The sequence below is a fragment of the Flavobacterium frigoris PS1 genome (assembly GCF_000252125.1).
Classification (GTDB): Bacteria; Bacteroidota; Bacteroidia; order Flavobacteriales; family Flavobacteriaceae; genus Flavobacterium; species Flavobacterium frigoris_A.
In genome coordinates this window covers 1-24,491 of record NZ_AHKF01000028.1, presented here as the reverse complement: position 1 = coordinate 24,491, position 24,491 = coordinate 1, and the positions used below count along the sequence as shown (strand labels likewise).

The window sequence follows — 24,491 nt, the reverse complement described above, 5'->3', positions numbered from 1 at the left end:
ATTGGGATTGGACGGTTACTATTCAGAAGTACTCCCAAATCAAAGAGTTGAAATTGTAAAAGAACTTTAATCTAAAAAAGAATTTGTGGCCACGAATGGTCATGGAGTAAATGACGCTACTGCATTGGCACAAGCAAATCTTGTGATTGCTGTTGGTCCCGGTACCGATGTGTCAGCCGAAACGGCAGATATTATTTGGTTAATAGTTACCCTCTACCCTCAGGATATTGCCAATTTGATTTTATTTGGAAAAGCGACTTATAGTAAAATGATTCAAAACTTGGTATGGACTACTGGCACTATTGTGGTTACCATTCCATGTGCTGCTTGAGTATTTTATTCTTCTGGGTTTGTTTTAGGTCCAGCCGTCGGGGCTGTATTTATGAGTTTAAGCACCATTATTGTTGCTATCAATGCTCAGTTATTGAAGAGAAAAATTTGCAAAAAATGATTGTAACAACAAACTCAGTATGCCCTTGTGTCTTACTGAGTTTGTTTTCAATACAATCCATTAATTCTTAAAAATTGACTTAGATTAATAAACTACAATTTGTAATTAGTATTTTTAAACAGAATGAAAAGCAATTAGAGAGCGAATTATCTAATACTTAGCCCAGTTTCTCAAAACAATATTACCGAAACAGCAATTTTCTCCCATTGTACTAAATGCTGACCGTAGTTTTCTAATGCTGAGACGATTTTTGATTTTTAATTTTAACAGTTACAAAATGTTGGTGACCGTAATCGTGAGAATGTAAAATTTTATACTTAATGGGCAGAACATCCCTTTTAATTATTGGTTTTTTCCTTTATTTTTTCTTCAAGTGCGCAACGAAGTTATTTGCTATTTGTTTCATGTTTATATTCCATTAATTATATTTTTTTGAACCCACAAAATTGAAAGTTCTGAACCGTATTAAATGGTGTAGTATGATTTTCTGTAAAACATTTAACAGCTTCAAAACTTTCGCTAAAAGTCTGCTTCATTGAATTTTCAGAGTACTGCTTTATTTCTAGTCCGCTACATTTTAAAGGTCCCTTTTCTGAAAAAGTTCCTAATAGAAAGTTACCTTCTTTATTGACTGCATTTTCTATTGTGGTTTTATATTTATCAATACTCGCTTCACTTGTTAAAAAATGAAAAACGGCTCTATCATGCCAAAAATCAAATTTCACATCTGGTTTAAAATCTGTTATGTCTGCAACAATCCAATGAACTAAATCAGCTTTATCTCCCAAACGCTGTTTTGCTCTTTCTAAAGCAAATTCTGAAATATCCAAAACCCAAATATTTTGAAATCCTTTTTCTAATAAGACGTCTACTAAATTACTATCTCCTCCACCAATATCAATAATATTAGCCGTTTTTGATAGGTTTAAATTTTCTAAATAATTCATAGCCGTTTTTGGATATTTTTGTGTCCAGCTTACTTCATTTGGATTTTTAGTTGCAAAAACATTTTCCCAATGTGATTTATTATTTTCCATATTTTTAATTTTTACTTAAGATCTTTATTCTTCCACATTCTTCATTTTCATCAAAAGGGCATAAGCAGCTTTTATTACAATATAAGTCTCTGTCGTTTATTTAGAAACAACACTCATTGCCCTAATTCATCAAGCTTATCTTTTCAATTGTTTCACAAAGTCCTGTACCGCCTCTTTTATTTGATCACGGACTTTTCTTGTTTTTTGTAATTTTTCTTCTTCAGTCCCAGTAAAAGAAGAAGGGTCAGAAAAAGACCAGTTTATTTTCTCGCTCATTCCCGGAAATATGGGACAGCGATCAGATGATTCTTTATCGCAAACGGTAATCACGTAACGGTAAAGTCTTCCTTGTTTGAAAAAATCAAATACGTCATTGGTCTGGTTGCTGGAAATGTCTATGCCTTCCTCTTTCATCACGGCAACAGCAAAGGGATTGAGATTGCCCGCTTCTAGTCCAGCACTTTCTACTTCAAATTTATCACCGCCAATTTTTTTTAAATAAGCTTCTGCCATCTGACTTCTTGCCGAATTGTGAATGCAGAGAAATAAAACTTTTTTCTTCATAATTATTGGTTTAGTTATTACTGAATTTGTCGATTTACATTAAACTGTTTTGGTATAGTATTTTTTTCTGAACCAAAAGGCCACATTAACCAATGCTATTAAAGCAGGCACTTCAACTAACGGACCAATTACACCTGCAAACGCTTGACCGCTATTGATGCCAAATACTCCAATGGCCACTGCAATGGCTAATTCAAAGTTGTTTCCTGTTGCCGTAAATGCTATGGCTGTAGATTTTGAATAATCGGCACCAAAATATTTCCCAATAAAGAAACTAATGATGAACATAATTAGGAAATAGATAACTAACGGAATAGCAATACGGACTACATCCATAGGTATTTGAATGATTAATTCGCCTTTAAGACTAAACATTAAAACGATGGTAAACAATAATGCTATTAATGTTATTGGCGAAATAAAAGGGACATATTTATTTTCAAACCATTCTGAACCTTTGACTGCAATAAGCCCATAACGACTGATAATTCCAAGAGCAAAAGGGAGTCCTAAATAGATACCTACACTTTCGGCGATTTGTCCGATGCTAATGTTTACTTCAAAACCTGTATAGCCAAAATAAGGAGGTAAAATTGTAATAAAAACATAAGCATAAATACTGTACAGCAAGACTTGAAAAATACTGTTCAAAGCAATTAATCCAGCTGCATATTCACGGTTTCCATCGGCTAAATCGTTCCATACGACAACCATTGCGATACAGCGAGCTAACCCGATAAGTATAACACCAATCATATATTCAGGATAGCCGTTTAAAAACAATAATGCCAAAGAGAACATTAATATCGGGCCAACAATCCAGTTTAGAAATAATGAAGCTCCCAACACTTTTGTGTTTCTGAATACTTCTCCCATTTGTTCGTATTTTACTTTGGCTAATGGAGGATACATCATCAAGATTAATCCTAGTGCCAAAGGAATATTAGTTGTACCACTTGAAAAGGAGTTGATAAAATCACTACTGGATGGTATGAAATAACCAATTGAAACTCCAATTGCCATTGCAAGGAATATCCAAAGTGTTAAAAAACGATCCAGAAAACTTAGTTTTTTTCGTTCTACTACGGGTGCACAATTATTTGCTGACATATTTATTTTTTTATTTGTGAGAAAACATAAAACATTTCAGTTGCTATTTGTAAACTTCTTTCTTCGTATTTTTCTGCTTGTTGTGGTGTATTGTCAAATGCTTTTGGATCTTCAAAAGTAATTGGAATACGTTTTTCGGCACCAGCAATAAATGGACAACCACCATCAGCTTGAGAACAGGTCATAATTGCTACAAATTCACTTTGCGGATTAAAATCATCATCATAGGTTTTAGAAAAACCAATAATTGGGTGTTCGTTACTGGCGTATTTAATGGTGTAAATTGGATTTTTCCCTTCGGCAATGGTTTTGATTTTAAAGCCTTGTTTTGCCAATGTTTTGGCTGCCATAGGAAACATAGCTGTTGCTTCAGTTCCACCAGAATAACAAAATACATTTTTTATACCATAATGGGCTGCCGCTGTTTGTGCCCATACTTGTGACAAATGACTTCTTCTGGAATTGTGTGTGCAAATTAAATTGAGTCTTATATCTAGTTGTTTACTCGCTTTACTGTGAATATATTCCACTAGAGGCTGTAAAACGATTTTACGTTCTTCAGAAATGCTTTCGAAGTTTAAAGTAGTAATTACATTTTCGATTTCTGGAAATAGGATAGTCTTAGTTAAGGTCATTTTTTTTTAGTTTATAATCAATATATTAGCAACAGCTTCCACCAGGAGTACAGCAGCTAGGTTCATTATTCATTTCTGACAATCTTACTTTAGGTTTTTCAGTGGGAATGCCACATTGGTCTTGGGCTAAACAGGCGGTTTGTTTGTTTAGTAAAACAAAATCGTTTCCGTTGAAATCCAAATCGTATTTACCAATAGTTTGCGCTTGGTATTCGACTTCAATTTCGAAATCTTCGATACCCAATATTTTCTCCGATAATTCGATTATGTTTAGCAATTTTTGAGGCTTTAAACGGTGTTCAAAATCATTGGCATCCCATAACTGGAAATTGATAACGTTTTCTTTTCGTACTGTTCCACCGCAATCGATGAAGGTTTTAGTAATTAAACCCACTTCGGTAACGTGGAAATGTTCCGGTACGGTAGTTCCGTCTGGTAAGTTAAAATTTACTGCTTCCACCGTTTTTAGGATGTTTTTTACTTGTGATAGTTTCATACTATTTTTATTTAAAATTTTAACAACATTGCTTTTTGTTTTTGTCCAAATGATTGGAAATGTTTTGAAAGAAACCTTTTATTTTTTCAAATCCCGATTCGTTGATGCAATAGCAAATAGAATTACCTTCGAAGTTTCCTTTTATTAAGCCGGCATTCTTTAATTCTTTTAAGTGTTGCGAAACCGTAGGTTGTGCCAATGGCAACTCGTTGACAATATCACCACAAATGCAAGTATCTACTTTGAGTAAGTATTCGATAATGGCAATGCGTGCTGGATGTCCTAGTGCTTTGGCTAAAATTGCCAGTTTATTTTGTTGCTCTGTAAAGCGGTCTGTTTTTGTAATCCCCATTGCAATATATTTATATTGCAATATTACGATATTAAATTATAAAAAAAACAAAATTGTATTTCAAATTTTGCTTTTTTATTTTCAAGGAGGTTTTTAAATTAAATCAAAACTTCATCCTCTGAATTCTAACGGCATTCAAAATAGCCAATAAAGCCACTCCAACATCAGCAAAAACGGCTTCCCACATTGTGGCTAATCCTCCTGCTCCGAGTACCAAAACAATAGCCTTTACTGCAAATGCCAAACCAATGTTTTGATAGACAATTTGTTTGGTCTTTCTACCAATATTTATTGCTGTGAAAATCTTAGTAGGCTGGTCGTTTTGAATTACAATGTCGGCAGTTTCGATGGTGGCATCACTTCCTAAGCCACCCATTGCGATTCAAGCATCGACAACTATTGGTGCATGATATAGAATTGATAGTTACACTTTTTATCTTTATTTAACTCGCACAACAACTCAATTTTGAAACGTCTTTTCCGAAAGTAATGGCTGCTAGTTTTATTCCTTCTCCTAAAGTCAAATATGGATAAAAACTTTCGGCTAATTCTTTAACCGTTATTCCATACTTGATTGCCATACTTAATTGTTGTATTAATTCACCCCCTTCTGGAGCAATAACCCTTGCTCCAATTAATTTATCCGTTTCGATGTTCCGGATCAATTTAATAAACCCTCTGGTATCGTTTGCAGCTATTGCTCTTGGTACATCTTTAAGTTCCAATTTTGATATTTCAAAAGGAATACCTTTTGATTCAGCTTCTATTTCATCAATTCCAGTTCCTGCAATTTGTGGATCTGTAAAAACAACCCAAGGTAAGGAAGAGTAATCAGTTTTATTGTTAGCTCCCGTAAATGCGTTTTCTACTGCAATTTCACCTTCATAAGCGGCTGTGTATACAAAAGTGGGGGTGTTCGCTACATCCCCAACGGCATAAATGTTGGGCAAATTGGTTTCCATTTTTTCGTTTACCAAAACGTGTCCGCTATTGGTGAGTGCTAACCCGATACTCTCTAACCCTAATTTTTGTGTGTTCGGTTTTGTGCCAGATGCTACGACCACTTTTCCTTTTTCGATAATTTGTGTAAATGAACCATCAGGGCATTTGCAATGAATAACTGTTTCATTACCTGTTTTTTCAAATTTAATAGCTCTAAAGCTTGGTAAAATTTCAATCCCTTCACTTTTCATCTGAGTTTCTAAAACATCTGTAATATCCTTTGTTTGGCTTCTTAGAGGTCTATCAGTAAACTCAATAATACGGACTTTCACGCCTAAACGATTGTATGCCATTGCTATTTCCAAACCAATATAGCCAGCACCCATAATGGTGATGCTTTCGAGTCTCTCTTCTACATCAAAAAGTGTTGCATTTGTCAAGTACCCCACTTCGTTTAGCCCTTCAATGCTCGGGATATTGGTGGTTGCTCCTGAGGCAATAATAAATTTCAGAGCGGTATACTTTTCTTTGCGGTTTACCATAATGGTTTTAGGATCTAAAAATTCGGCCCAACCCGTTAGCATTTTCAGGTTTTTAAAATCACTTACCACGTCCATATATTTTTTTTCTTGGAGCGTTGCGACCAATTGTTTTTTGTCTTTGATTACTTGTGTAAAATCTATCTCAACCCCTTTGGGTTTGATACCTGAAAAATTGGAATGTGTTGCGTGATACGCTGTTTCCGCTGCACGAATAAGAGTTTTAGAAGGAACACAGCCTACATTTACACAAGTTCCTCCAAAATCTAAACCACCATTTACCATTAATGTAGATAGTCCTAAACTTTCGGCTTTGATTGCTGCTGAAAATGCCGCCGAACCTCCACCGATAATTATTAAATCAAAATTATTTTCATCCTGCACATTTGATATATCAAGGGTTTCAGGTTGTACCTTATAATCTTTAGTGGTATTGATAGTATTGATAATTTTTTCCTTACCAGTTTTAGAAGGGTCAAATGAACATTCGCAACTGCCGTTTTGATAGCTAACGTTTGCTTGCGTTATCCCTTCTTTTTCGAAAAGCATTTTTTCAATTCCTTTTGCACAATGGTCACAGGTCATACCTGTGATGTCCAGTTTTATAGTTGATGTTTTCATTTACGCTTACTTTTTAGTTATTATTTCATTGATAATTTCTGCTTTATATCCTGCTTTTTCAACTGCCTTTTTTATTTCAGTAGGATTTGTTTTGGATGCATCATATTTAGTTGTAGCAATATCTCCAAGATATTCAATAGTTTGCTCTATAATACCGTCAATGTTTTTAAGAGCCGTTGAAACATGATTTGAACAACCTGCACAAGTCATACCTGTGATTTTTAATCTAAGCATTTTTATTTTTTGCTGATTTGATTTTTCGAGATTTGATTGTTGTTCAATGGGATGACAACATTGCGCATTTACTTGAAAAGAAAACAGGATAAGTACGAATAGTGGTATTAGAAAATATTTTTTCATTGAAGTTTATTTAGAAGTTTACAAATTATCATTTGAGTTTAAAAAACAACCTTTCTAGGGAATATGTAAACTAATTTTTCTTTTAAAAAAGCTTTGATTATTTCTCCTTATTACAATCGTTTTTTGAGCGATTAAAGAATATTTATCAATTAGTTGCAACTGTTTTGGTTACAAATAGGCCTTATTTTCCTTGAAACGAATTTGATAATGTTGCTATTTCGCTTGACACTTTGTATCCAGAGGCATCGATGGATTTTATGATGGCTTCTTTGTTTGTTTTAGTGTTGTCAAATTTTATAAATGCATTTGCATCTATACTGTTAGCGGAAACATTGATAATTCCGGGCAGTTTGTTTACTTCATTTTCAACATGTTCTTCGCAAGTGGTGCATGTCATTCCACTCACATTAAATTTTACTTCTTTTGTATTATCCGATGAAACGACAATTAGTTGTTTGTCAGTTTTTGGATAGAAAATTTGTCCATAATATGGGAAAGCCATCATCATTATTGATAAAGCAGTTATTATCCCCAAAAACAGTTTTGATTGTAAGAATGATAGTTTTTCATCTTCTTCACAGGCGCACTGGATATCTTCTGCGGTTCTTGGTTTTAACTTTTGATACCAAGCAAAGCCAAGGATCAAAACTGTAAAACCAAGAAGGTAAGGTCTTGCAGGCTCTAACCACGAAAAAGATGATGCAATGCCTCCTGCTCCTGAAATAAGGGCCAAAACTGGTGTAATACAACACAATGAAGATGCTGTCGCTGACAAGATACTTGTTCCTGCAAGTTTTTCCGATTTAAATTTGGTTTTCATACGAGTTCTTCTTTTGAATCTTGATTAATAATATATTTAAAAAAGGGACGGAGTAATTGTAGTTGTTCTGATTTTAGAGAATAGAAAATAGTCTGACCTGCGCGCCTTGATTCAATTACATTGCCATCTTTCATTTTGCGAAGATGTTGTGAGATAGCAGGAATACTCATTCCTAAAATATCGGCAAGATCGCATGGGCAGAGTTCATTTTCTTCTTCTAAAAGAAACATGATTTTCAGTCGTACCTCGTTCCCTGCCAACGCCAGTAGCCCACTCAACTGCTCAAAAGCATTGGCATTAGCATTTAGTTTGTTCCTGCACTCCTTGATTTGTTCTGTATCTGCCAAAATCCTAATACAAGATTGATTAACGTCCATATTTTTTAAGTATTAAATTAATATGGTACAAATGTAGTTAATTATATTATTATTTAAGCAATTGCTTAAATGTTTTAATGCGAATTTAACAACGGCTATTTAAAAACCATCTTAATTTCGAAGTGAATTTATTTTTTGTACTACTGATTGCCAGAAAAATGACTATTGTGGGTCTAAATTTCTGCAAACTTCCTAATGAATAATTCGGTTAGTTTTTCTTCTGGTGTTAATTGTATGATTTGCCCAATAGTAATTTCAGATGCTTTTTAGAAAAAAACATTTTCACCTGCCATTATTTATTGTATTGGGTCTTTGACTAACAAAAAGGGATGCTTATTCTTTAGAATAAGCATCCCTTTTTGAATAATAACTAACTTTAAAACTTCATCCTCTGAATTCTAACGGCATTCAAAATAGCCAATAAAGCCACTCCAACATCAGCAAAAACGGCTTCCCACATAGTAGCTAAACCACTAGCGCCAAGAATTAAAACAATTGCTTTTACGGCAAATGCTAAACCAATGTTTTGATACACGATTTGTTTGGTTTTTTTACCGATGTTTATTGCCGTGAAAATTTTATAAGGCTGGTCGTTTTGAATGACAATATCTGCCGTTTCAATAGTGGCATCACTGCCTAAACCACCCATTGCAATTCCTGCATCGGCAAGGGCAACGACGGGTGCATCGTTAACCCCATCACCCACAAAGGCAATTTTAAGGTTTTGGGATATTAGTTCTTCGACTTTTTCTACTTTATTTTCGGGTAATAAATCGCCATAGGCCTGGTCAATGTTTAGTTCTTTGGCAACAGCATCAACAACTGCTTGTTTATCGCCTGAAAGCATTACTGTTTTTACGTTTATTTTGTGTAAACTTTCTATAGCTTCTTTCGCATCTTCCTTAATTTCATCGGCAATTAAAAAGTATCCCGCATATTTTTGATTGATTGCTATAACGATTATTGTAAATGGCGTATTGTCGATTTCGGTATCATAACTAATGTTGAATTTCTTCATCAGTTTTATATTTCCTGCCAAGATTTCGTTTCCATCTACTTTTCCTTTTAGCCCGTGTCCTGCAATTTCTTCGACATCGGTAACGGTTGCATTTTTTTCTGACCCTTTGGCATATTCGATAATGGCAGTTCCGACCGGATGGGTAGATTTGGTTTCGAGTGCTGCTGTATATTTTACTAAATCATCTTCAGAAATACCTACTGCTACTACTTTTTGGACTTGAAATACGCCTTTGGTCAATGTTCCTGTTTTGTCCATAACGACCACTTGGATAGATGCCATTATATCAAGAAAATTGGATCCTTTGAACAAAATTCCGTTTTTGCTTGCTGCTCCAATACCACCAAAATAACCTAATGGAATGGAAATAACCAATGCACAAGGACAGGAGATAACTAAGAAAATTAATGCCCTGTACAACCAATCGTTGAAATTATAGTTTTCGACAAATAGCATTGGGAGTAAACAAATTCCGATTGCCAATACTACAACTATTGGAGTATATATTTTGGCGAATTTTCTAATGAATAATTCGGTTGGTGCTTTTTTAGCCGTAGCATCCTGAACCATTTGTAATATTTGGGACAATTTGCTGTCCGTATATGCTGTGGTAACTTCGACGAGTACAACTTTGTTCAGATTAATCATACCTGCAAGTACAATTTCTCCTTTTTGTTTGGTATCCGGTTTACTTTCTCCTGTTAAAGCTGCTGTATTTAATGATGCATTGTCTGAAAGTAATTTTCCGTCTAAAGCTAGTTTTTCACCAGGTCTTAATTGGATAATTTCTCCAATAGTAATTTCTGACGCTTTTTTAGAAACGGCATTTTCCCCCTCCATTACAGTTGCTGTGTCGGGTCTTTGATCTAACAGCGATTTGATGTTCTTTTTGGCTCTTTGAACTGCCAATGTTTGAAAAATTTCGCCAATAGCATAAAATAACATTACTGCAACACCTTCTGCATATTCGCCAATGGCAAAAGCTCCAATAGTAGCAATACCCATTAGAAAAAATTCTGAAAATATTTCTCCTTTCCGTATACTTTCATACGCTTCTTTCAGCACTGGGTAACCTACTAGTAAGTAGGCTATTAAGTACCAGGATAAGCTTACATAACCAGCAAACCAAGTTGGTGTAAAATAGTTGTCTAAACCAATTGCAACAATTAAAAATATAAAACTTATGATTGCAGGCAAGAACATTTGAAATGTAGTGCGGTCGTCTCCTGAATGGTCGTGTCCATCATCATCAGCATGTTCAGATTTATAGTCAACGGTGCAACATCCCGCTTGATTATCGGTTATTCTATTTATTTTTTCTTCAAGTGTGCAACAAAGCTGTTTGCCGTTTGCATCATATTTGTGGTGGTGTTGTGATTCAGTATTTTTCATATGTTTTATTTTAAATAATAAGTTTTAGTATTTTTAGGAGGTTCAATAGCTTTATTGCTAATAATTTCTGAAATGTTATTTTCTATCACCTCACATAGCGTAGTCATTGGTATATCTGTAGGTTGATTCTCAAAGGGGTCTTGCATAATAATTGCTGTTTGTTCTACAGCAATTAATAATAAAGGAATAATTATAGTTAATAAAATTTCGAGAATAGGGTAATTATCATCCAAGCCAAATGGTAGTATAGATGCAAGAACATATATAAGAAAGTGAATTAGTAGACTGTATGATTTTGGAAAAACTGTATTTTTAATTCGTTCACATTTTCCCATTGCATCATTTAATCTTGAAATTGTCGTGTCAATCTGTACTTGCTTATTATCATTTAAGTTAAATTTTGTTGCTAGTGAAGCTAACTGTTCACAATGTACATTTAGTAATTTTGCAGGGATATTATTAGCTTTTATTTTATTCTTTTCTAAATATAAAGCAACAATTGTTGAGAATTGTTTTTTTCGTAGGCTATCTGATAAGGCATAACACCATATAATTTGTCTTTCAGCAAAGTCTATAAGTTCTTTATCGCTATCAGTATTTGGTAGAAATTGTTTTATTTGTCTGATAAGAGTTCTTGAATCGTTGACGATTTCACCCCATATTTTTCTTGCCTCCCACCAGCGATCATAAGATTGTGCAGTTCGAAATGCTAACAATAAAGATACAATTGTTCCTGTAATAGCTGTTATTGGTAACGGAATTGATATTTTTTTAAGAAATGTGTTATGATCTATAGTCCCAATAATAATAGCATATATTACTATGATTAAAATATCAAACCACATATATTTTAAAAAATATAAAATCGAATTGTAATTATTTTTAACAAGCATAATATTTATTATTGTGTTTATACTTTTTTAGGTAGTAAATAGATTTTTAATTTAATATTTTAAAAAAAAATTAAAAATATTCATCTGAATTTATAATCCATTCTTTTGCTTTTTCTCTGTCAGGCAAGTCAAAATACATAACTGTTGCTTTCGTAAATGGTTTCATAATTGAACGCATACAGTTTTCCCATTTTTTTGTACCTACTAAAGCAATTTTTTCTATATCTGTAGTATGTTTAAAATTCATTTTTCCATAATTAAATTCTAGTATACCATCTTCCCAAAAGCCAGTTGAATTAGAAATAGAACCGTCATCCATTTCAAAGTACCATCGAACTTTTTCTCCTGTACCTATTATATTATGAATGAATGGGTGTATTTTTTCATAATCTCTAAGGCCTAATAAATCATTAGCTCTTGTAGCTATGATATTTTTACCTGTAAAATCTAAAAGTTGTAGCATAATTAATATTTTTAAAGTTTATAGAAGTTCTTTTACTATGAATTCATTAGTTGTTTAATTTCTCTTATAAGTTGTTGTAAATCTTAATCAAAAACATTTATTTTTTCATTTTGTCGAGTATTCAAATTTTATTTTTACTATTTAATAAGCCATAATTTATTTACACCTAATTACTAGTATGAGTAAATTCTTTTTTTTAATGAATTTATAGTTTAAGCATTAGTAGAAGTAGAGTTTTAAGATGAAATATTAGTTATATTTAATTATCATCATTTTCTTTTACGTACTCATGTACCATTTTTTGCTTCCATTTTAAATACCATTTTTGATGATGTAATGAAAGTAAAAAATACAAGGCTAATGATGCGACTATAGAAATTATGAACATATTTAATCCCACAGCAACACCTACTGCTGAAGTGCACCAAATTGTAGCCGCAGTTGTTAACCCGTGAGATGTTCCTACACTGTTATTACGATAAATAATTCCAGCACCTAGAAAACCAACGCCTGTTACAATATTTGCAATTACTCTTGAAGTATCCGCTGGGTTACTTACCAAATGGGCTGTAATAGCTGTAAACAAGGTTGCTCCTATACAAACGGCTGCATAAGTCCTAATTCCAGCATCCTGACCGTGTCTTTCTCTATCAAAACCTATGAAAGCTCCTAAAAAAAAGGAAATGATAAGTTTTGAAACTATAATTAATTCCGCATTTATATCCATTATTAATTTTTATAAATTAAGTGTTTTTAAAAAGTAGATTATTATAGGCTATAATTTTTTAATGGTTTTCTTCTAAGTCTATTACCGTTATTTTCCCCAAAAAAAAACATACCCAATGTAAAGTGCTACATAATATTTTTGAAAATTAAAGTGTTAACTAATCCTGTAATCTCTATTTTTTAGGGTAGAGATTACAGGAGTTAATACATATAAATAAAATTTTATTCTTCTTCTCCTTTATTTGTCAATTTTGCATTTACGAAGAATGCACCTTTTATAACAATTTTTGCATTTGCCGGAAGGTCTTTTACTAATGTTATTGCAGTGTATCCCATATTAGAAACGCCTTTTGCAACTTCAATTTTTTCAAAATTGACATTTTCAGTTTCTTTTATCTTACTTTTTGCTACGTTTTCGTTTTTTACTTTAGCACCTTCGGGTTTTTCCTCTGCTGCCTGATTGTTGATAACAACAAAAATATAGTCTTTGCCATCTGTGCTCACAATAGCCTCGTTTGGAATTGCAGTTGTTGTAACATCATTTAAACTTACAATTGCAGTTATATTCATCCCGTCTATTAATCCTGATTTATTGCCTTGAACGGTGGCGTGAATTGGTATACTTTTGCTTTCATTCTCGAATGCTGCACCTATTGAATATACTTTAGCATTATAATCTTCTCCCGAATTATTGGTAATTCTAAAATGGATTATTTGTCCAATTTTTATCAATGGCAAATCTTTTTCGAATATGTTTAAATCTAAATGTAATTGAGAATTATCTACAATTTCGGCAAGAGGTGAAGAAACATCAACATAGCTTCCAATATTAGAAAATACATTACTGATAGTGCCACTTATAGGGCTTGTAACCGATAATGCCGAACGCAAATTACTATTATTTAAACTATTAGGATTGATACCCATTAATTGGATTTGTTGTTGTAAAGAAGCTCTGCGAGTTCGCATTGATTTTAGTTCTGCATTAGCACTCTGGTAATTTTTTAATGCTCCTGCATTTCCTTCGTTAAGCTCTTTTTGTCTTGCTACTTCTTGTTCTGCAAATATTATTTTACTGGTAGTACTTAAATACTCTTCCTGCAATTGTATGAATTGTGGATTAGCAATTGTAGCGATTAGTTGTCCTTTCTTTACAAAATCGCCCAATTGTACATTTATAGTTTTTATAACGCCACCATACAACGAAGTTACATTGGCTTTATAATTATTAGGAACACGTAATGCGCCATTGACTTTGAGAGTTGCCGATAATTGCTTTTGTTCAATACTTCCATATTGTATATCTACTGTTTTTATCTGTTCGGTTGATAGTGAGGCAATTGTAGATTCAGCTTCTTTACTTTCAACTTTTGGATCTTCAATGTTTTCTGTTTTTTCCTTATTGCCGCAAGCAATTAAAGTAGTAAAAAATGCCATAAGTAGTAAACTATAAGCAAATGGCAACAAGTAATTCTTATGTTTTGTTTTAAAAGTTTTCATTTTTTATTTTTATTTGTTTGTAAAATAATTGTATTCTATAATCGCTTGATTGTACGCATTTAAATTGTCTAAATAATTTTTTCGAATTTCAATAGCTTGGCTTAAATATAAAGAAAGGTCTGAATAACTAATTTCTCCTGCTTGATAGGATTGGTTAGCTGCTTTAATAATTTCTTCTGCTTGATGCAATCCTGAAGTTTCGTAAAATTGCAAACCCGACACGCTTTTCTCAACTTCTACTTGACGTTGTACTAAAGAAGATTTTAGTATTTGCGTTTGATATTGCAACTTTTGTTCTTGTACTTCTTTTTCGGTTTTAGACGCTCTTATTTTATTTCTATTGGCACCACTTCCAAATATTGGGAATGAAGTTGAAAATGAAAAACCAGTATATGGATCTTCAACACCATATAATTTTTGTGAAAAAACACGACCAGAAAACTCTGGCAAGCGATTACTTTTTTGGATTGCGATTTCACTATTGGCAATAGCTACATTTTGCTGTAATAAAAGAAGATTCGGATGGTTTTCTGATGTACTTTGTAAACTATATTTTAATTTTTCTAAAGAGTTATCCAGTGGTAAGATTATTTCGGAATTATTCAACAATTGCATCAATACTTGTTGCTGTACCAGCATTTCTTTTTTAAGTTGAGTGATATTTGTTTCAATTTCCTTTAGTTTTACATTAGCCGAAATTTTTTCGATACCGGCACTTTCTCCAGTTTTTACTTTTAAGACAGTTGTTTTTAACAAACCAATATAAATAGTGTCTAATCGTTGATACAAAGCTGTCTTGTCCTGTAAATACCATAATTGATAGTATACAGAACGGATATTCTTTTTCAGTTCTGTATTGATTGCATCTTTATTTATTTCAAAATATTTAGTTTGCTCTTTGTAATAATTTTTCTTGGATTGATTTACTTGCGGCATATAGAAACTTTGTTGCAAGCCAATTTTCCAAACACCTGTTTTATCAGAAGGACGCAAATCTTCATTTTCTACAAAAATGCCTGTTTTGGGAAATTCCTTGTTTCCTTTTATCAATAGCTGATTTTTTGAGATTTGGGACTGATTGATATTGTATTGTAAATTTTCCTTTAAACCCATATTCAATACATCATCAATAGATTTTCGTGATTGTGCTTGACCACTAGTAAATGAAAGAAACAATCCAATAACTAAAATAGTTACAATTGATTTCACTTTTGGTTTTCTTTTTAAATTCATTTTTGTGTTGAATATAATATAAAGTAAAGGCAATACAAATAAGGTTAAAAACGTAGCTGAAAGCAATCCTCCAATTACGACAGTTGCTAATGGTTTTTGTACTTCGGCACCTGCACTGTGCGATAATGCCATTGGTAAAAAACCTAACGAAGCCACAGTAGCTGTCATTAATACCGGTCGCAATCTTATTTTTGTCCCTTCGATAACGCGTTTTATAACATCATCCCAACCTTCTTTTTCGAGTTGGTTGAAGGTGCCTACCAGTACAATTCCGTTTAATACTGCTACTCCAAATAAAGCGATAAAACCAATCCCTGCAGAAATACTAAAAGGCATTCCACGAAGAAGTAAAGCAAATACGCCCCCTATAGCACTCATAGGGATTGCAGAAAATATCAAACTTGCTTGTTTCATAGAATTGAATGTAAAATACAAGAGCATAAAGATTAACAGTAATGATATTGGTACGGCAATCAATAGACGATTGGTTGCTTTTTGTAAATTTTCAAATGTTCCACCATAAGTAAAATAATAACCGGAAGGTAATTTTACATCTTTCGCTAATTTGGCTTGAATTTCTTGTACCACACTTTGCACATCTCTGTCTTGTACATTAAAGCCAACAACAATTCTGCGCTTTCCTGCTTCTCTGCTTATTTGTGCAGGGCCTAGTTTAAAGTCTACTTTCGCAACTTGCGATAAGGGAATTTGGTTTCCAGTTGATATTGGTATTAATAGATTATTCACATCATCGATGCTTCTTCTTGAGGTACTATCTAATCGCACTACCAAATCAAATTTTCGCTCGTCTTCGTATACAACCCCTGCTGCTTTTCCTGCAAAAGCCGTACTTACAATACTGTTGATATCTTCAATATTTAAACCATAATTTGCAATACGTAATCGGTCATATTCAATGTTTATTTGTGGTAATCCGGCCACTTGTTCTACTTGTGGAGAAGAAACTCCTTTTATATTTGTTATTACACTTTCTACTTTTTTTGCATATACGGACAGACTATCCAAGTTTTCTCCAAATATTTTTATGGCAACATCTTGTTTGATTCCCGTCATTAATTCATTGAAACGCATTTGAATAGGTTGACTTTTTTCGATAAAAACCCCTGGAATCACGCTTAATTTTTCTTCAATAGCGTCACCCAATTCATCATAGGATCTACCTGATTTCCATTCGTCTTGCGGTTTCAGAATTATCATCATATCAGTCGCTCCTGGCGGCATTGGATCTGTAGGTACTTCTCCAGCGCCAGTTTTGCCAACTACAATTTTTACTTCATCGAATTGTTTTACAATTCTTGCGCCTTGCATCGAGGTTTCGATACTTTGGGATAAAGAAGTTTCGATCGGCATTTTAAATTCAAAAGCATAATCTCCTTCAGCTAATGTGGGAATAAATTCACCTCCCATTTTGCTAAAAATAAAAAATGTAACCAATAATAAAGCGACAGTAATACCAACGACTTTGTATTTTATAGCAATCACTTTTTCTAAAAGTGGTTTATATTTGCTATATAAAAAATCCATCATTTTATCAGAAAATGTCTTTTTATGACTGATGTGTTTCGGTAAAAACAACGCACTCATCATAGGAATGTAGGTTAATGAAAGTATCATTGCGCCTATAATTGCAAAGGAAACCGTTTTTGCCATTGGGCCAAACATCTTTCCTTCGATACCTACTAAAGATAGGATAGGAAAGTATACGATCATTATGATAATTTGACCAAAGGCAGCACTACTCATCATTTTTTTAGCACTGTTTTCAACCGCAACATCCATTTGAATTTGAGTGAGTTTCGTTTTGCTTTTATTGTGTTCTAGAAAATACAAAGAGGCTTCCACAATAATTACGGCACCATCTACAATTAAACCAAAATCAATTGCCCCCAAACTCATTAAGTTAGCACTTACTCCAAAAACTTTCATCAAACCCAATGCAAATAACATCGATAGTGGTATTGCAGAAGCTACGATAAGCCCAGCTCGTAAATTCCCAAGGAATAATACCAAAACGAAAATTACAATTAATGCTCCTTCGACTAAATTTTTTTCAACAGTTGAAATGGCACGGTTTACAAATGTACTTCTATCTATAAATGGTTCAACAATTACATCATCAGGTAATGATTTTTGTATGATGATCATTTTGTCTTTAATCCTTTGTACGACTTCATTACTATTGGCTCCTTTAAGCATCATAACAATTCCTCCAACTGCATCTACTTTTCCGTTGTAAGTCATTGCTCCATATCGTACTGCGCTACCGAACTGTACATCGGCAACATCTTTTATGAAAATTGGAACACCAGTTGGATTGCTTTTTACAACAATATTTTTAACGTCTTCTAAGGAAGTGGCTAAACCTACACCACGAATAAAATAGGCAGTTGGTTTTTTGTCAATATATGCTCCACCCGTATTTTGATTGTTTTTTTCTAAAGCTGTAAAAATTTCGGGAATCGTTACACCCATTGCTCTTAAACGATTAGGGTTAACACCAACTTCATACTGTTTTAGTTTACCACCAAAACTATTTATTTCGGCAATTCCGGGTGTTCCGTTTAGTTGTCTCGCTACTATCCAGTCTTGCATGGTACGCAAATCCATAGCAGAGTATTTCTTTTCGCTACCTTTTTTTGGATGTAAAATGTATTGATACACTTCGCCAAGCCCAGTACTTACTGGTCCTAATTCGGGTGTCCCGATGCCCTGAGGTATTTGACTAATGGCTTCCTTAAGTCGTTCACTAATGAGTTGTCGTGCAAAATAAATATTGACATCATCATCAAAAACGACTGTGATTACCGATAAACCAAAGCGAGAAATACTTCTGGTTTCTTCTAAATCAGGAAGATTTGCAATACTTTGTTCTATTGGAAACGTTACTAACTGTTCTACTTCTTGTCCTGCCAAAGTAGGGCAAAGCGTAATGATTTGTACCTGATTGTTTGTAATATCTGGTACTGCATCGATGGGCAATTTGGATGCACTCCAAACTCCCCAAATAATGAGAAATAAAGTCATCAAACCAATGATGAATTTATTATTTATACTAAAATGGATGATTTTGTCTAACACTATTGTAAAGGATTAATGTTTAATATTGATTTATAAATCACAGCATTTGAATTTATCAAATACGGTAAAGTAATTAATGAAAAAGACTAGTTTGATTAATGTACAAGTCATTAATCGCTATTCATTTAATCATTAATAAAAAAAAAAATTAAGCATTAATTTGTGGCGGTTGCCAAATACTTCCGAAGAAATTGGAAGTGAAAATTGATTTGTATTCTGGTACTTTTTTGTCAATTATTGTTTTGACAGAAAAGAGATTATATACATAAATTGAATTGTAATCGAAGCCTTGGCAACCACAGCAGCTACAAATGCATAAAGGTGAGCAAGCATCTTTATCTTGATGTTGGCTTGACTGCATACTAATTGTTGCTTTATTATACGAAGTTACTGTTTCCATATCTGCGCAAGGCATACAGGAAAGAATCAGAATAATAATTGACAATATGGCGTTTGTAAGTTTCAAGATTGTAAAAGTAATAATAAAATTTATAAATTTTAGATTTATCTATTTTGATTTGCTTAAGATTTAATTAAGATATTTTTCGCATAATAAAAATGGAGTTCTAATTACATCAAGTTTTGATTTTACATCTTTAGAGATTAATTACATACAAATTTATGTCTATGACACTAAATGACGACTGGATATTTTCCCCATAGACACTAAAGTACGTAGACAAAAGTAAGATATCAATAAGGTGGTAGAGTAACATAGATTAAAGTAAATATATAAACCGCATACACTAGTCATCGATTATGAAAGTAGATATCACTATTATATTTATTTAAATTTGTAATTTATTGTGTTTATATTACGTTTAAAATTAGTGTCAAAACCAAATTATAAAAGGTAGTGTCTTATAAAAATAATTAAATTGGACGGCTGTTCGAAAAACACATACATTTATTTTAATAATCGTATTTGGATTTATTTCTATTTCTTCAAATTGGAATTTGTTGATTCACTTTCGTGTTTTTGAGAAATATGTTATATACATATGTATAAATAAAAAGGATGTTTGCTTTTTAAAACAAACATCCCTTATGAATCAAAGACTTAGATTTTAAATATTTTGTCGTCTCATAATGTACTTTAACGTTTTTTATTCTTCCACATTTTTCATTTTCATCAAAAGCGCGTAAGCCCCTTTTATCACAACGGTTGCCTCATTCAAATCATCAGAAACAATTTCTGTAAATTCGTTTTCTGTATTTCCTGTTTTTACTTCTTTCATTTCAAATTGCTTATTGGATTTGGCAACAAAAACATAATTTTTGTTTTCATAACTTAGTATAGCATCCGATGGTAAAACATTAGATTGCTGGCTTTTTAATTCAATTTCTGCATTCATATACATACCAGGCAATAAAGATTTATCATAATTGGTAAAGTTGCAGTTTATTACGGTACTTCGCTCTTCTGAAAAATCTTTACCAATTAAAACGATTTTGCATGGGTATTTTTTCTCTGGATTAGTATTGGTATAAGCTAATACCGATTGACCAATAGCCAGTTTATTGATGTCTTTTTCGAAAACAGTTAATGCTAAATGTATATCTGAAGGATTTACAATTTCAAATAAAATATCGCTTGGATTTACATATTTTCCTGTGTTTACATTTACTTTTGATACATAACCGCTTATAGGTGAATATATATTAATACTTTTTGAAATATTTTTTGTAGATAGACTATTTGGATTAATTCCTGCGAATTTTAATTTTTCACCATACGATTGTACCATTACAGATAGTGAATTGTATTCAGCTTGTGCTTGTTGATACACTTTATCACTACTGGCTTTGCTTTGATTAAGATCTTTTTGACGTTCAAATTCAGCTTTAGCATATCCGATTTTTGCTTTGGCCAAAAGATAATCTTCTTGCAGTTGGATATATTGTTGGTCCTCCACCACACACAAAACTTGTCCTTTGGTTACATACATTCCTTCTAACAATTTGGTACTTTTTAAATAACCACCCATTGGTACACTTATAGATACTAAATTTTGTGGTGGAACTTCTGTTTTTCCGTTCAGTTTTAATGTTGAAGAAATTTCTCTTTGCTCCATTTTGCCTGTTTGAATACCTGCATTTTTAACTTGTGCATCGGTAAGTGTCGTCGTGTTTGCGATAGGGGGTGTCGCTTCCGCTTCGCTTTCTGATTTTTTATTACCACAAGAAGAAAGGAATGCAATTACAATTATTGTGAGGATTGTATTTTTAGTCATGATTTTTATATTTTGATATTGCTTTGGCTGTTTGCTATAGCTCGGGTTGTGAATATTTGATTTCATTTTATTTATTTTGATATTAAGAAACGGTTTGCTGTTTAAATTTTATTGATAATCATTTATGCATCAATCTTAATGCGAAGGAGCTTTATAGAGTTAATAAACACTAAAGTGTCGGGGAGCAAATGAATAGCTGCTGCCTCAATTGGTCCAATTATTTTAAGTAAGACAAGGGTAATTCCAATGACATGAACAACCCCAACACCCACAAAAATATTTTCGCGAATGGTGCGATAGGCTCTTTTACTGATAGCGCGTGCCTTTGCAATTTTTTCTAATTTATCCTGCATTAGAACGATATCAGCTGCTTCCATTGCAGTTTCTGTACCCATTGCACCCATAGCTATACCAATATTTGCTTGTACTAAAGCTGGTGCATCATTAATTCCATCCCCGACCATTGCTACTTTGGAACCATCTTTTTGTAGTTCTTTTATGATGTTAATTTTATCTTCAGGTAATAAATTGGCTCTGTAATCTGTTATTCCTATTTGATTGGAAACATACTTTGCAGTTTCGGGATTGTCACCTGTAAGCATCACAATGTTTTTTATGCCGCTTTTTCTTAAGCCTTGAATCATTTCTTTTGCACCTTCACGAATGGCATCTGAGATATAAAAAATACCTGCCAGTTTACTTTCGATTGAAAGGTAAATAACAGTATCCGTTACATTTTCAGAAGAATTAAATAATGGAGTTTTATTTTCCTCCATAAAAAGTTTATTTCCTAATAAAATAGACTTGCCCTGAACTTTTGCAGAAACCCCTCGTCCTTTTATAACCTCAAAATTTTCTGGTTCGCCATAGGTAAGTTTTAATTTATCTGCGTAACTTAGGATTGCTTTTGCTAATGGATGGCTGGAACGTCTATCAACTGTAGCAGCAAATTGAACTAAATTTTGCTCATTATAATTAGGATCTATTATTTCAACTTTATTCACGATGGGACTTCCAATTGTCAATGTTCCAGTCTTGTCAAAAACAATAGTAGTAACTTTCGCAAGCTCCTCCAAAAACAAACCTCCTTTTATCAATATACCTTCTCTGGCAGCACGTGCAATGGCCGCAATGGTAACCAATGGTGTTGCTAAACCTAATTCAGCAGGAGAGGTAAAAATCAGCAATGCAATAACCAGTTTAACATCACGGGTAAAAAAGTAAACTGTACCAACAAAAATAAATACTACAGGAATAAGCCAGGAAGCCACTTTGTCTGTAAATTTTTCAATAGGTGCCTGTTGACTTTCTGCATCCTCTACCAATGAAATGATTCGTGAAAAAACAGTATCTACACCTGCTTTTGTCATTTCAATATCCAGTGCCCCTAATTCCAGTATTGTTCCGGCAAAGGCTTCGCTACCAACTGTTTTTTCTTGCGGCACACTTTCGCCTGTTATTGGTGCCTGATTAACAGAACCTGAACCGGAAATTACTTTACCATCCACAGGAATTTTTTCTCCAGCTTTCACCAGGACAATATCGCCTATTTTTAAATCAGTTATCTCTATTATTAGTTCAGCATTGTTCTTTTTTACGATAGCGGTCTTTGGCACTGAACCTATCAACTCTTTAATCGACGATCTTGCTTTTTCGGTACTGGCACTTGCAATATATTCTGCAATAAGAATAATCATAAGTACGACAGCACCTGCCAAATATTCTTTACCGAGAACAGAAATAATTACAGCTATGGTTATAAATAATTCGGTACCTATTTTTCTTTCTTTTATTATATCCAGTACCGCAACTTTTACTAATGAATAAAGACCAAAAGCCATTGTGGCTATTAAAATGAGTAGTTGAATAAAGTCGAGATAAAAGAATAAACTCGCAAGACCAACGGTTATGATCCGTACAATTTCCCAAAGAAACTGACGTGAAAAGAAGGTTTTTGTGTAATTCATGGTTATTCAGTTTTAGTTAATGAATTAAGTTCAATAATGCTATTGTTTAACTTTCTAACGACTTCAATATAATTACTCTGAATTTGGGTATTTTGATTGATTAGCATTACCCATTCTAAATAATTAATGTCACCATTGTTGAATTTATCGTTGGCAGCTTTGGTTACTATATCAACACTTTTCAACGTTTTGGTTTCGTAATAATCAATGGTAGTTTTATTTTTTTGATATTCTTGCAATACATTGTGATATTGGTTTTGCAGTTTCAATTTTTCAAATCCCATATTATTTTCAGCGATTTGTGTTTTGGTTGCCAATGCTTTTTTCCTATTGTTGATTGATGAATTGAATAAAGGAAGTGCTAAGCCAAATTGTCCGTAAACACCATTGTAACTGTTTTGAAAAGCAGTATTGGTTTTAAAAGTTTGCCAATACACTCCGCCAATTAACTCTGGCATTTTCTTTGATTTCTCTACAGCAATTTCGGCTTCATTGATTTTTACTTCTTGTTCCTTTAGTTTTATGCTTGGCTGATTTTCAATTGCATTCTCATCGAGTTTTTCGTCGAAAGTCATTTTGAACTTATCCCACACTGGCATAAAATCTTTATCGTCATTCAATAGATATTTGAATTGTGTTTGGCGTATTTTATAATCGCTTTGCAATTCTTGTAACTGTATTTTTATTTGTCCCGCTTGGTTTTCGGCTGTAACTTTTTCTAAAATATTACTTTCTCCTTTGTCAAAACGTAGGACTGACTTTCTTAAAAAATCCGAATAGATACTATCACTTTTCAGTAATATCTGTTCTTTTTCTTTGAGATAAACCATTTCATAAAACACGGTTGTAACTTGCTTGGTCAATTCTTTTCTTTGTAAAGCTTCGTTCCATTCGCCAGTTTTGGACTCTTCTATTAAAAGCTGTTTTTGCCTAGAGTAAACCGTTGGAAATTTAATGCTTTGTGAAATTCCAATTTTAATGTCATTCACAATGCTATTAAACTGTCCATATTCGCTAATAATACCTGTGTTTGGAATGTCATATCCTGTCTTGGTCAGTTTTTGTAAATATTCAGAATTTAATTTTTGGTTTTTAACCTTTAGATTATTTTGCAATGCGGTTTCAACTGCTTTATTTATTGAAATTTTTTCTTGTGCATTCCCATTTTGAAAAGAGAAAAACATTCCGAACACGATGATTGTTGTAATGGATTTTATCTTTCTTGATTTTAATTTAATTCCTTTTTCGAACATAATGTATAAAATTGGTAAAACAAATAAGGTCAGAAATGTGGCTACAATCAATCCACCAATAACAACCGTTGCTAATGGTTTTTGCACTTCCGCACCCGAACCGTTACTCAGCGCCATTGGTAAGAAACCTAGTGATGCAACAAGTGCTGTCATTAACACGGGGCGTAAACGTATTCTAGTTCCTTGTAAAACAATAGCTTTCAAATCGGTTTCGCCTGATTTTTTTATGCGGTTGAATTCGGCGATTAGAACCAAACCATTCAAAACTGCCACACCAAATAAAGCAATAAACCCAACACCTGCACTAATACTAAAAGGCATTCCGCGCATTGCTAGAAAGAATATTCCACCAATCATTGATAATGGAATGGCTGAATAAATTAATAATCCCTGCCTTACTGATTTGAAA

Annotated in this window: 20 protein-coding genes and 2 pseudogenes; 1 reads left to right on the top strand and 21 read right to left on the bottom strand. The window is 33.1% G+C overall.

What is annotated here, in order from left to right; genetic code table 11:
• A pseudogene (locus HJ01_RS17405) lies at positions 1 to 451 on the top strand (heavy metal translocating P-type ATPase); the annotation flags it as partial.
• Positions 452 to 873: 422 nt separating this feature from the next.
• Here HJ01_RS17405 and HJ01_RS15765 read toward each other — a convergent pair.
• The 21 genes and pseudogenes from HJ01_RS15765 to HJ01_RS15670 all read right to left on the bottom strand — a co-directional run.
• Positions 874 to 1,488: a class I SAM-dependent methyltransferase gene (locus HJ01_RS15765; RefSeq protein WP_007139489.1), complete on the bottom strand. Its 615-nt coding sequence runs from the start codon at positions 1,486 to 1,488 to the stop codon at positions 874 to 876.
• Positions 1,489 to 1,623: 135 nt separating this feature from the next.
• Positions 1,624 to 2,052 (bottom strand): arsenate reductase ArsC, encoded by a 429-nt coding sequence (locus HJ01_RS15760; RefSeq protein WP_007139488.1) that lies wholly within the window; start codon positions 2,050 to 2,052, stop codon positions 1,624 to 1,626.
• A 39-nt stretch (positions 2,053 to 2,091) separates the two neighbouring features.
• Positions 2,092 to 3,162 (bottom strand): ACR3 family arsenite efflux transporter, encoded by a 1,071-nt coding sequence (gene arsB, locus HJ01_RS15755; protein ID WP_007139487.1) that lies wholly within the window; start codon positions 3,160 to 3,162, stop codon positions 2,092 to 2,094.
• Positions 3,163 to 3,164: 2 nt separating this feature from the next.
• The gene (locus tag HJ01_RS15750) at positions 3,165 to 3,797 is read right to left on the bottom strand and encodes a low molecular weight phosphatase family protein (RefSeq protein WP_007139486.1); all 633 of its coding nucleotides are present in this window, start codon (positions 3,795 to 3,797) and stop codon (positions 3,165 to 3,167) included.
• A 25-nt stretch (positions 3,798 to 3,822) separates the two neighbouring features.
• Positions 3,823 to 4,293, bottom strand: a complete 471-nt coding sequence (locus HJ01_RS15745; RefSeq protein WP_007139485.1) for a DUF6428 family protein — start codon at positions 4,291 to 4,293, stop codon at positions 3,823 to 3,825.
• 19 nt (positions 4,294 to 4,312) lie between these two features.
• A complete protein-coding gene (locus HJ01_RS15740) occupies positions 4,313 to 4,645 on the bottom strand; it encodes an ArsR/SmtB family transcription factor (RefSeq protein ID WP_007139484.1) in 333 nt (110 codons plus the stop codon).
• A 103-nt stretch (positions 4,646 to 4,748) separates the two neighbouring features.
• A pseudogene (locus HJ01_RS15735) lies at positions 4,749 to 5,027 on the bottom strand (heavy metal translocating P-type ATPase); the annotation flags it as partial.
• 61 nt (positions 5,028 to 5,088) lie between these two features.
• Positions 5,089 to 6,747, bottom strand: coding sequence for a mercury(II) reductase (merA, locus tag HJ01_RS15730; protein WP_007139482.1), 1,659 nt, complete (start codon positions 6,745 to 6,747; stop codon positions 5,089 to 5,091).
• Between the two features lie 6 nt (positions 6,748 to 6,753).
• Positions 6,754 to 7,107, bottom strand: coding sequence for a heavy-metal-associated domain-containing protein (locus HJ01_RS15725; RefSeq protein ID WP_007139481.1), 354 nt, complete (start codon positions 7,105 to 7,107; stop codon positions 6,754 to 6,756).
• 181 nt (positions 7,108 to 7,288) lie between these two features.
• Entirely contained in the window at positions 7,289 to 7,927 is a 639-nt protein-coding gene (gene merTP / locus HJ01_RS15720) for a mercuric transport protein MerTP (RefSeq protein ID WP_007139480.1), read from the bottom strand.
• Positions 7,924 to 8,304, bottom strand: a complete 381-nt coding sequence (locus tag HJ01_RS15715; protein ID WP_007139479.1) for an ArsR/SmtB family transcription factor — start codon at positions 8,302 to 8,304, stop codon at positions 7,924 to 7,926. Before HJ01_RS15715 ends, merTP begins: the two co-directional genes overlap by 4 nt.
• 376 nt (positions 8,305 to 8,680) lie before the next feature.
• On the bottom strand, positions 8,681 to 10,714 hold the full coding sequence (locus tag HJ01_RS15710; protein WP_007139478.1) for a heavy metal translocating P-type ATPase: 2,034 nt from the start codon (positions 10,712 to 10,714) through the stop codon (positions 8,681 to 8,683).
• 5 nt (positions 10,715 to 10,719) lie between these two features.
• Positions 10,720 to 11,607: a bestrophin family protein gene (locus HJ01_RS15705; protein ID WP_007139477.1), complete on the bottom strand. Its 888-nt coding sequence runs from the start codon at positions 11,605 to 11,607 to the stop codon at positions 10,720 to 10,722.
• A gap of 70 nt (positions 11,608 to 11,677) precedes the next feature.
• Entirely contained in the window at positions 11,678 to 12,070 is a 393-nt protein-coding gene (locus HJ01_RS15700) for an STAS/SEC14 domain-containing protein (RefSeq protein WP_007139476.1), read from the bottom strand.
• Between the two features lie 259 nt (positions 12,071 to 12,329).
• Positions 12,330 to 12,797 carry an MgtC/SapB family protein gene (locus tag HJ01_RS15695; RefSeq protein ID WP_007139475.1) on the bottom strand — a complete coding sequence of 156 codons (468 nt, stop codon included), beginning with the start codon at positions 12,795 to 12,797 and terminating at the stop codon, positions 12,330 to 12,332.
• 221 nt (positions 12,798 to 13,018) lie between these two features.
• Positions 13,019 to 14,296 carry an efflux RND transporter periplasmic adaptor subunit gene (locus HJ01_RS15690; RefSeq protein WP_007139474.1) on the bottom strand — a complete coding sequence of 426 codons (1,278 nt, stop codon included), beginning with the start codon at positions 14,294 to 14,296 and terminating at the stop codon, positions 13,019 to 13,021.
• A gap of 9 nt (positions 14,297 to 14,305) precedes the next feature.
• Positions 14,306 to 18,628 (bottom strand): CusA/CzcA family heavy metal efflux RND transporter, encoded by a 4,323-nt coding sequence (locus HJ01_RS15685; RefSeq protein WP_007139473.1) that lies wholly within the window; start codon positions 18,626 to 18,628, stop codon positions 14,306 to 14,308.
• Between the two features lie 148 nt (positions 18,629 to 18,776).
• On the bottom strand, positions 18,777 to 19,094 hold the full coding sequence (locus tag HJ01_RS17400) for a DUF6660 family protein (RefSeq protein WP_238531100.1): 318 nt from the start codon (positions 19,092 to 19,094) through the stop codon (positions 18,777 to 18,779).
• Positions 19,095 to 19,734: 640 nt separating this feature from the next.
• Positions 19,735 to 20,928, bottom strand: a complete 1,194-nt coding sequence (locus tag HJ01_RS15680) for an efflux RND transporter periplasmic adaptor subunit (protein ID WP_007139471.1) — start codon at positions 20,926 to 20,928, stop codon at positions 19,735 to 19,737.
• A gap of 56 nt (positions 20,929 to 20,984) precedes the next feature.
• Positions 20,985 to 22,829, bottom strand: coding sequence for a heavy metal translocating P-type ATPase (locus tag HJ01_RS15675; protein WP_007139470.1), 1,845 nt, complete (start codon positions 22,827 to 22,829; stop codon positions 20,985 to 20,987).
• Positions 22,830 to 22,831: 2 nt separating this feature from the next.
• The coding region (locus HJ01_RS15670) for a TolC family protein (RefSeq protein WP_040474059.1) at positions 22,832 to 24,491 on the bottom strand (1,660 nt) is incomplete at its 5' end.

Coding starts and splice junctions, on each gene's coding strand:
- HJ01_RS15765 (WP_007139489.1), bottom strand. CDS start 1,488: ATGGAAAATAATAAATCACATTGGGAAAATGTTTTTGCAACTAAAAAT.
- HJ01_RS15760 (WP_007139488.1), bottom strand. CDS start 2,052: ATGAAGAAAAAAGTTTTATTTCTCTGCATTCACAATTCGGCAAGAAGT.
- arsB (WP_007139487.1), bottom strand. CDS start 3,162: ATGTCAGCAAATAATTGTGCACCCGTAGTAGAACGAAAAAAACTAAGT.
- HJ01_RS15750 (WP_007139486.1), bottom strand. CDS start 3,797: ATGACCTTAACTAAGACTATCCTATTTCCAGAAATCGAAAATGTAATT.
- HJ01_RS15745 (WP_007139485.1), bottom strand. CDS start 4,293: ATGAAACTATCACAAGTAAAAAACATCCTAAAAACGGTGGAAGCAGTA.
- HJ01_RS15740 (WP_007139484.1), bottom strand. CDS start 4,645: ATGGGGATTACAAAAACAGACCGCTTTACAGAGCAACAAAATAAACTG.
- merA (WP_007139482.1), bottom strand. CDS start 6,747: ATGAAAACATCAACTATAAAACTGGACATCACAGGTATGACCTGTGAC.
- HJ01_RS15725 (WP_007139481.1), bottom strand. CDS start 7,107: ATGAAAAAATATTTTCTAATACCACTATTCGTACTTATCCTGTTTTCT.
- merTP (WP_007139480.1), bottom strand. CDS start 7,927: ATGAAAACCAAATTTAAATCGGAAAAACTTGCAGGAACAAGTATCTTG.
- HJ01_RS15715 (WP_007139479.1), bottom strand. CDS start 8,304: ATGGACGTTAATCAATCTTGTATTAGGATTTTGGCAGATACAGAACAA.
- HJ01_RS15710 (WP_007139478.1), bottom strand. CDS start 10,714: ATGAAAAATACTGAATCACAACACCACCACAAATATGATGCAAACGGC.
- HJ01_RS15705 (WP_007139477.1), bottom strand. CDS start 11,607: ATGCTTGTTAAAAATAATTACAATTCGATTTTATATTTTTTAAAATAT.
- HJ01_RS15700 (WP_007139476.1), bottom strand. CDS start 12,070: ATGCTACAACTTTTAGATTTTACAGGTAAAAATATCATAGCTACAAGA.
- HJ01_RS15695 (WP_007139475.1), bottom strand. CDS start 12,797: ATGGATATAAATGCGGAATTAATTATAGTTTCAAAACTTATCATTTCC.
- HJ01_RS15690 (WP_007139474.1), bottom strand. CDS start 14,296: ATGAAAACTTTTAAAACAAAACATAAGAATTACTTGTTGCCATTTGCT.
- HJ01_RS15680 (WP_007139471.1), bottom strand. CDS start 20,928: ATGAAATCAAATATTCACAACCCGAGCTATAGCAAACAGCCAAAGCAA.
- HJ01_RS15675 (WP_007139470.1), bottom strand. CDS start 22,829: ATGAATTACACAAAAACCTTCTTTTCACGTCAGTTTCTTTGGGAAATT.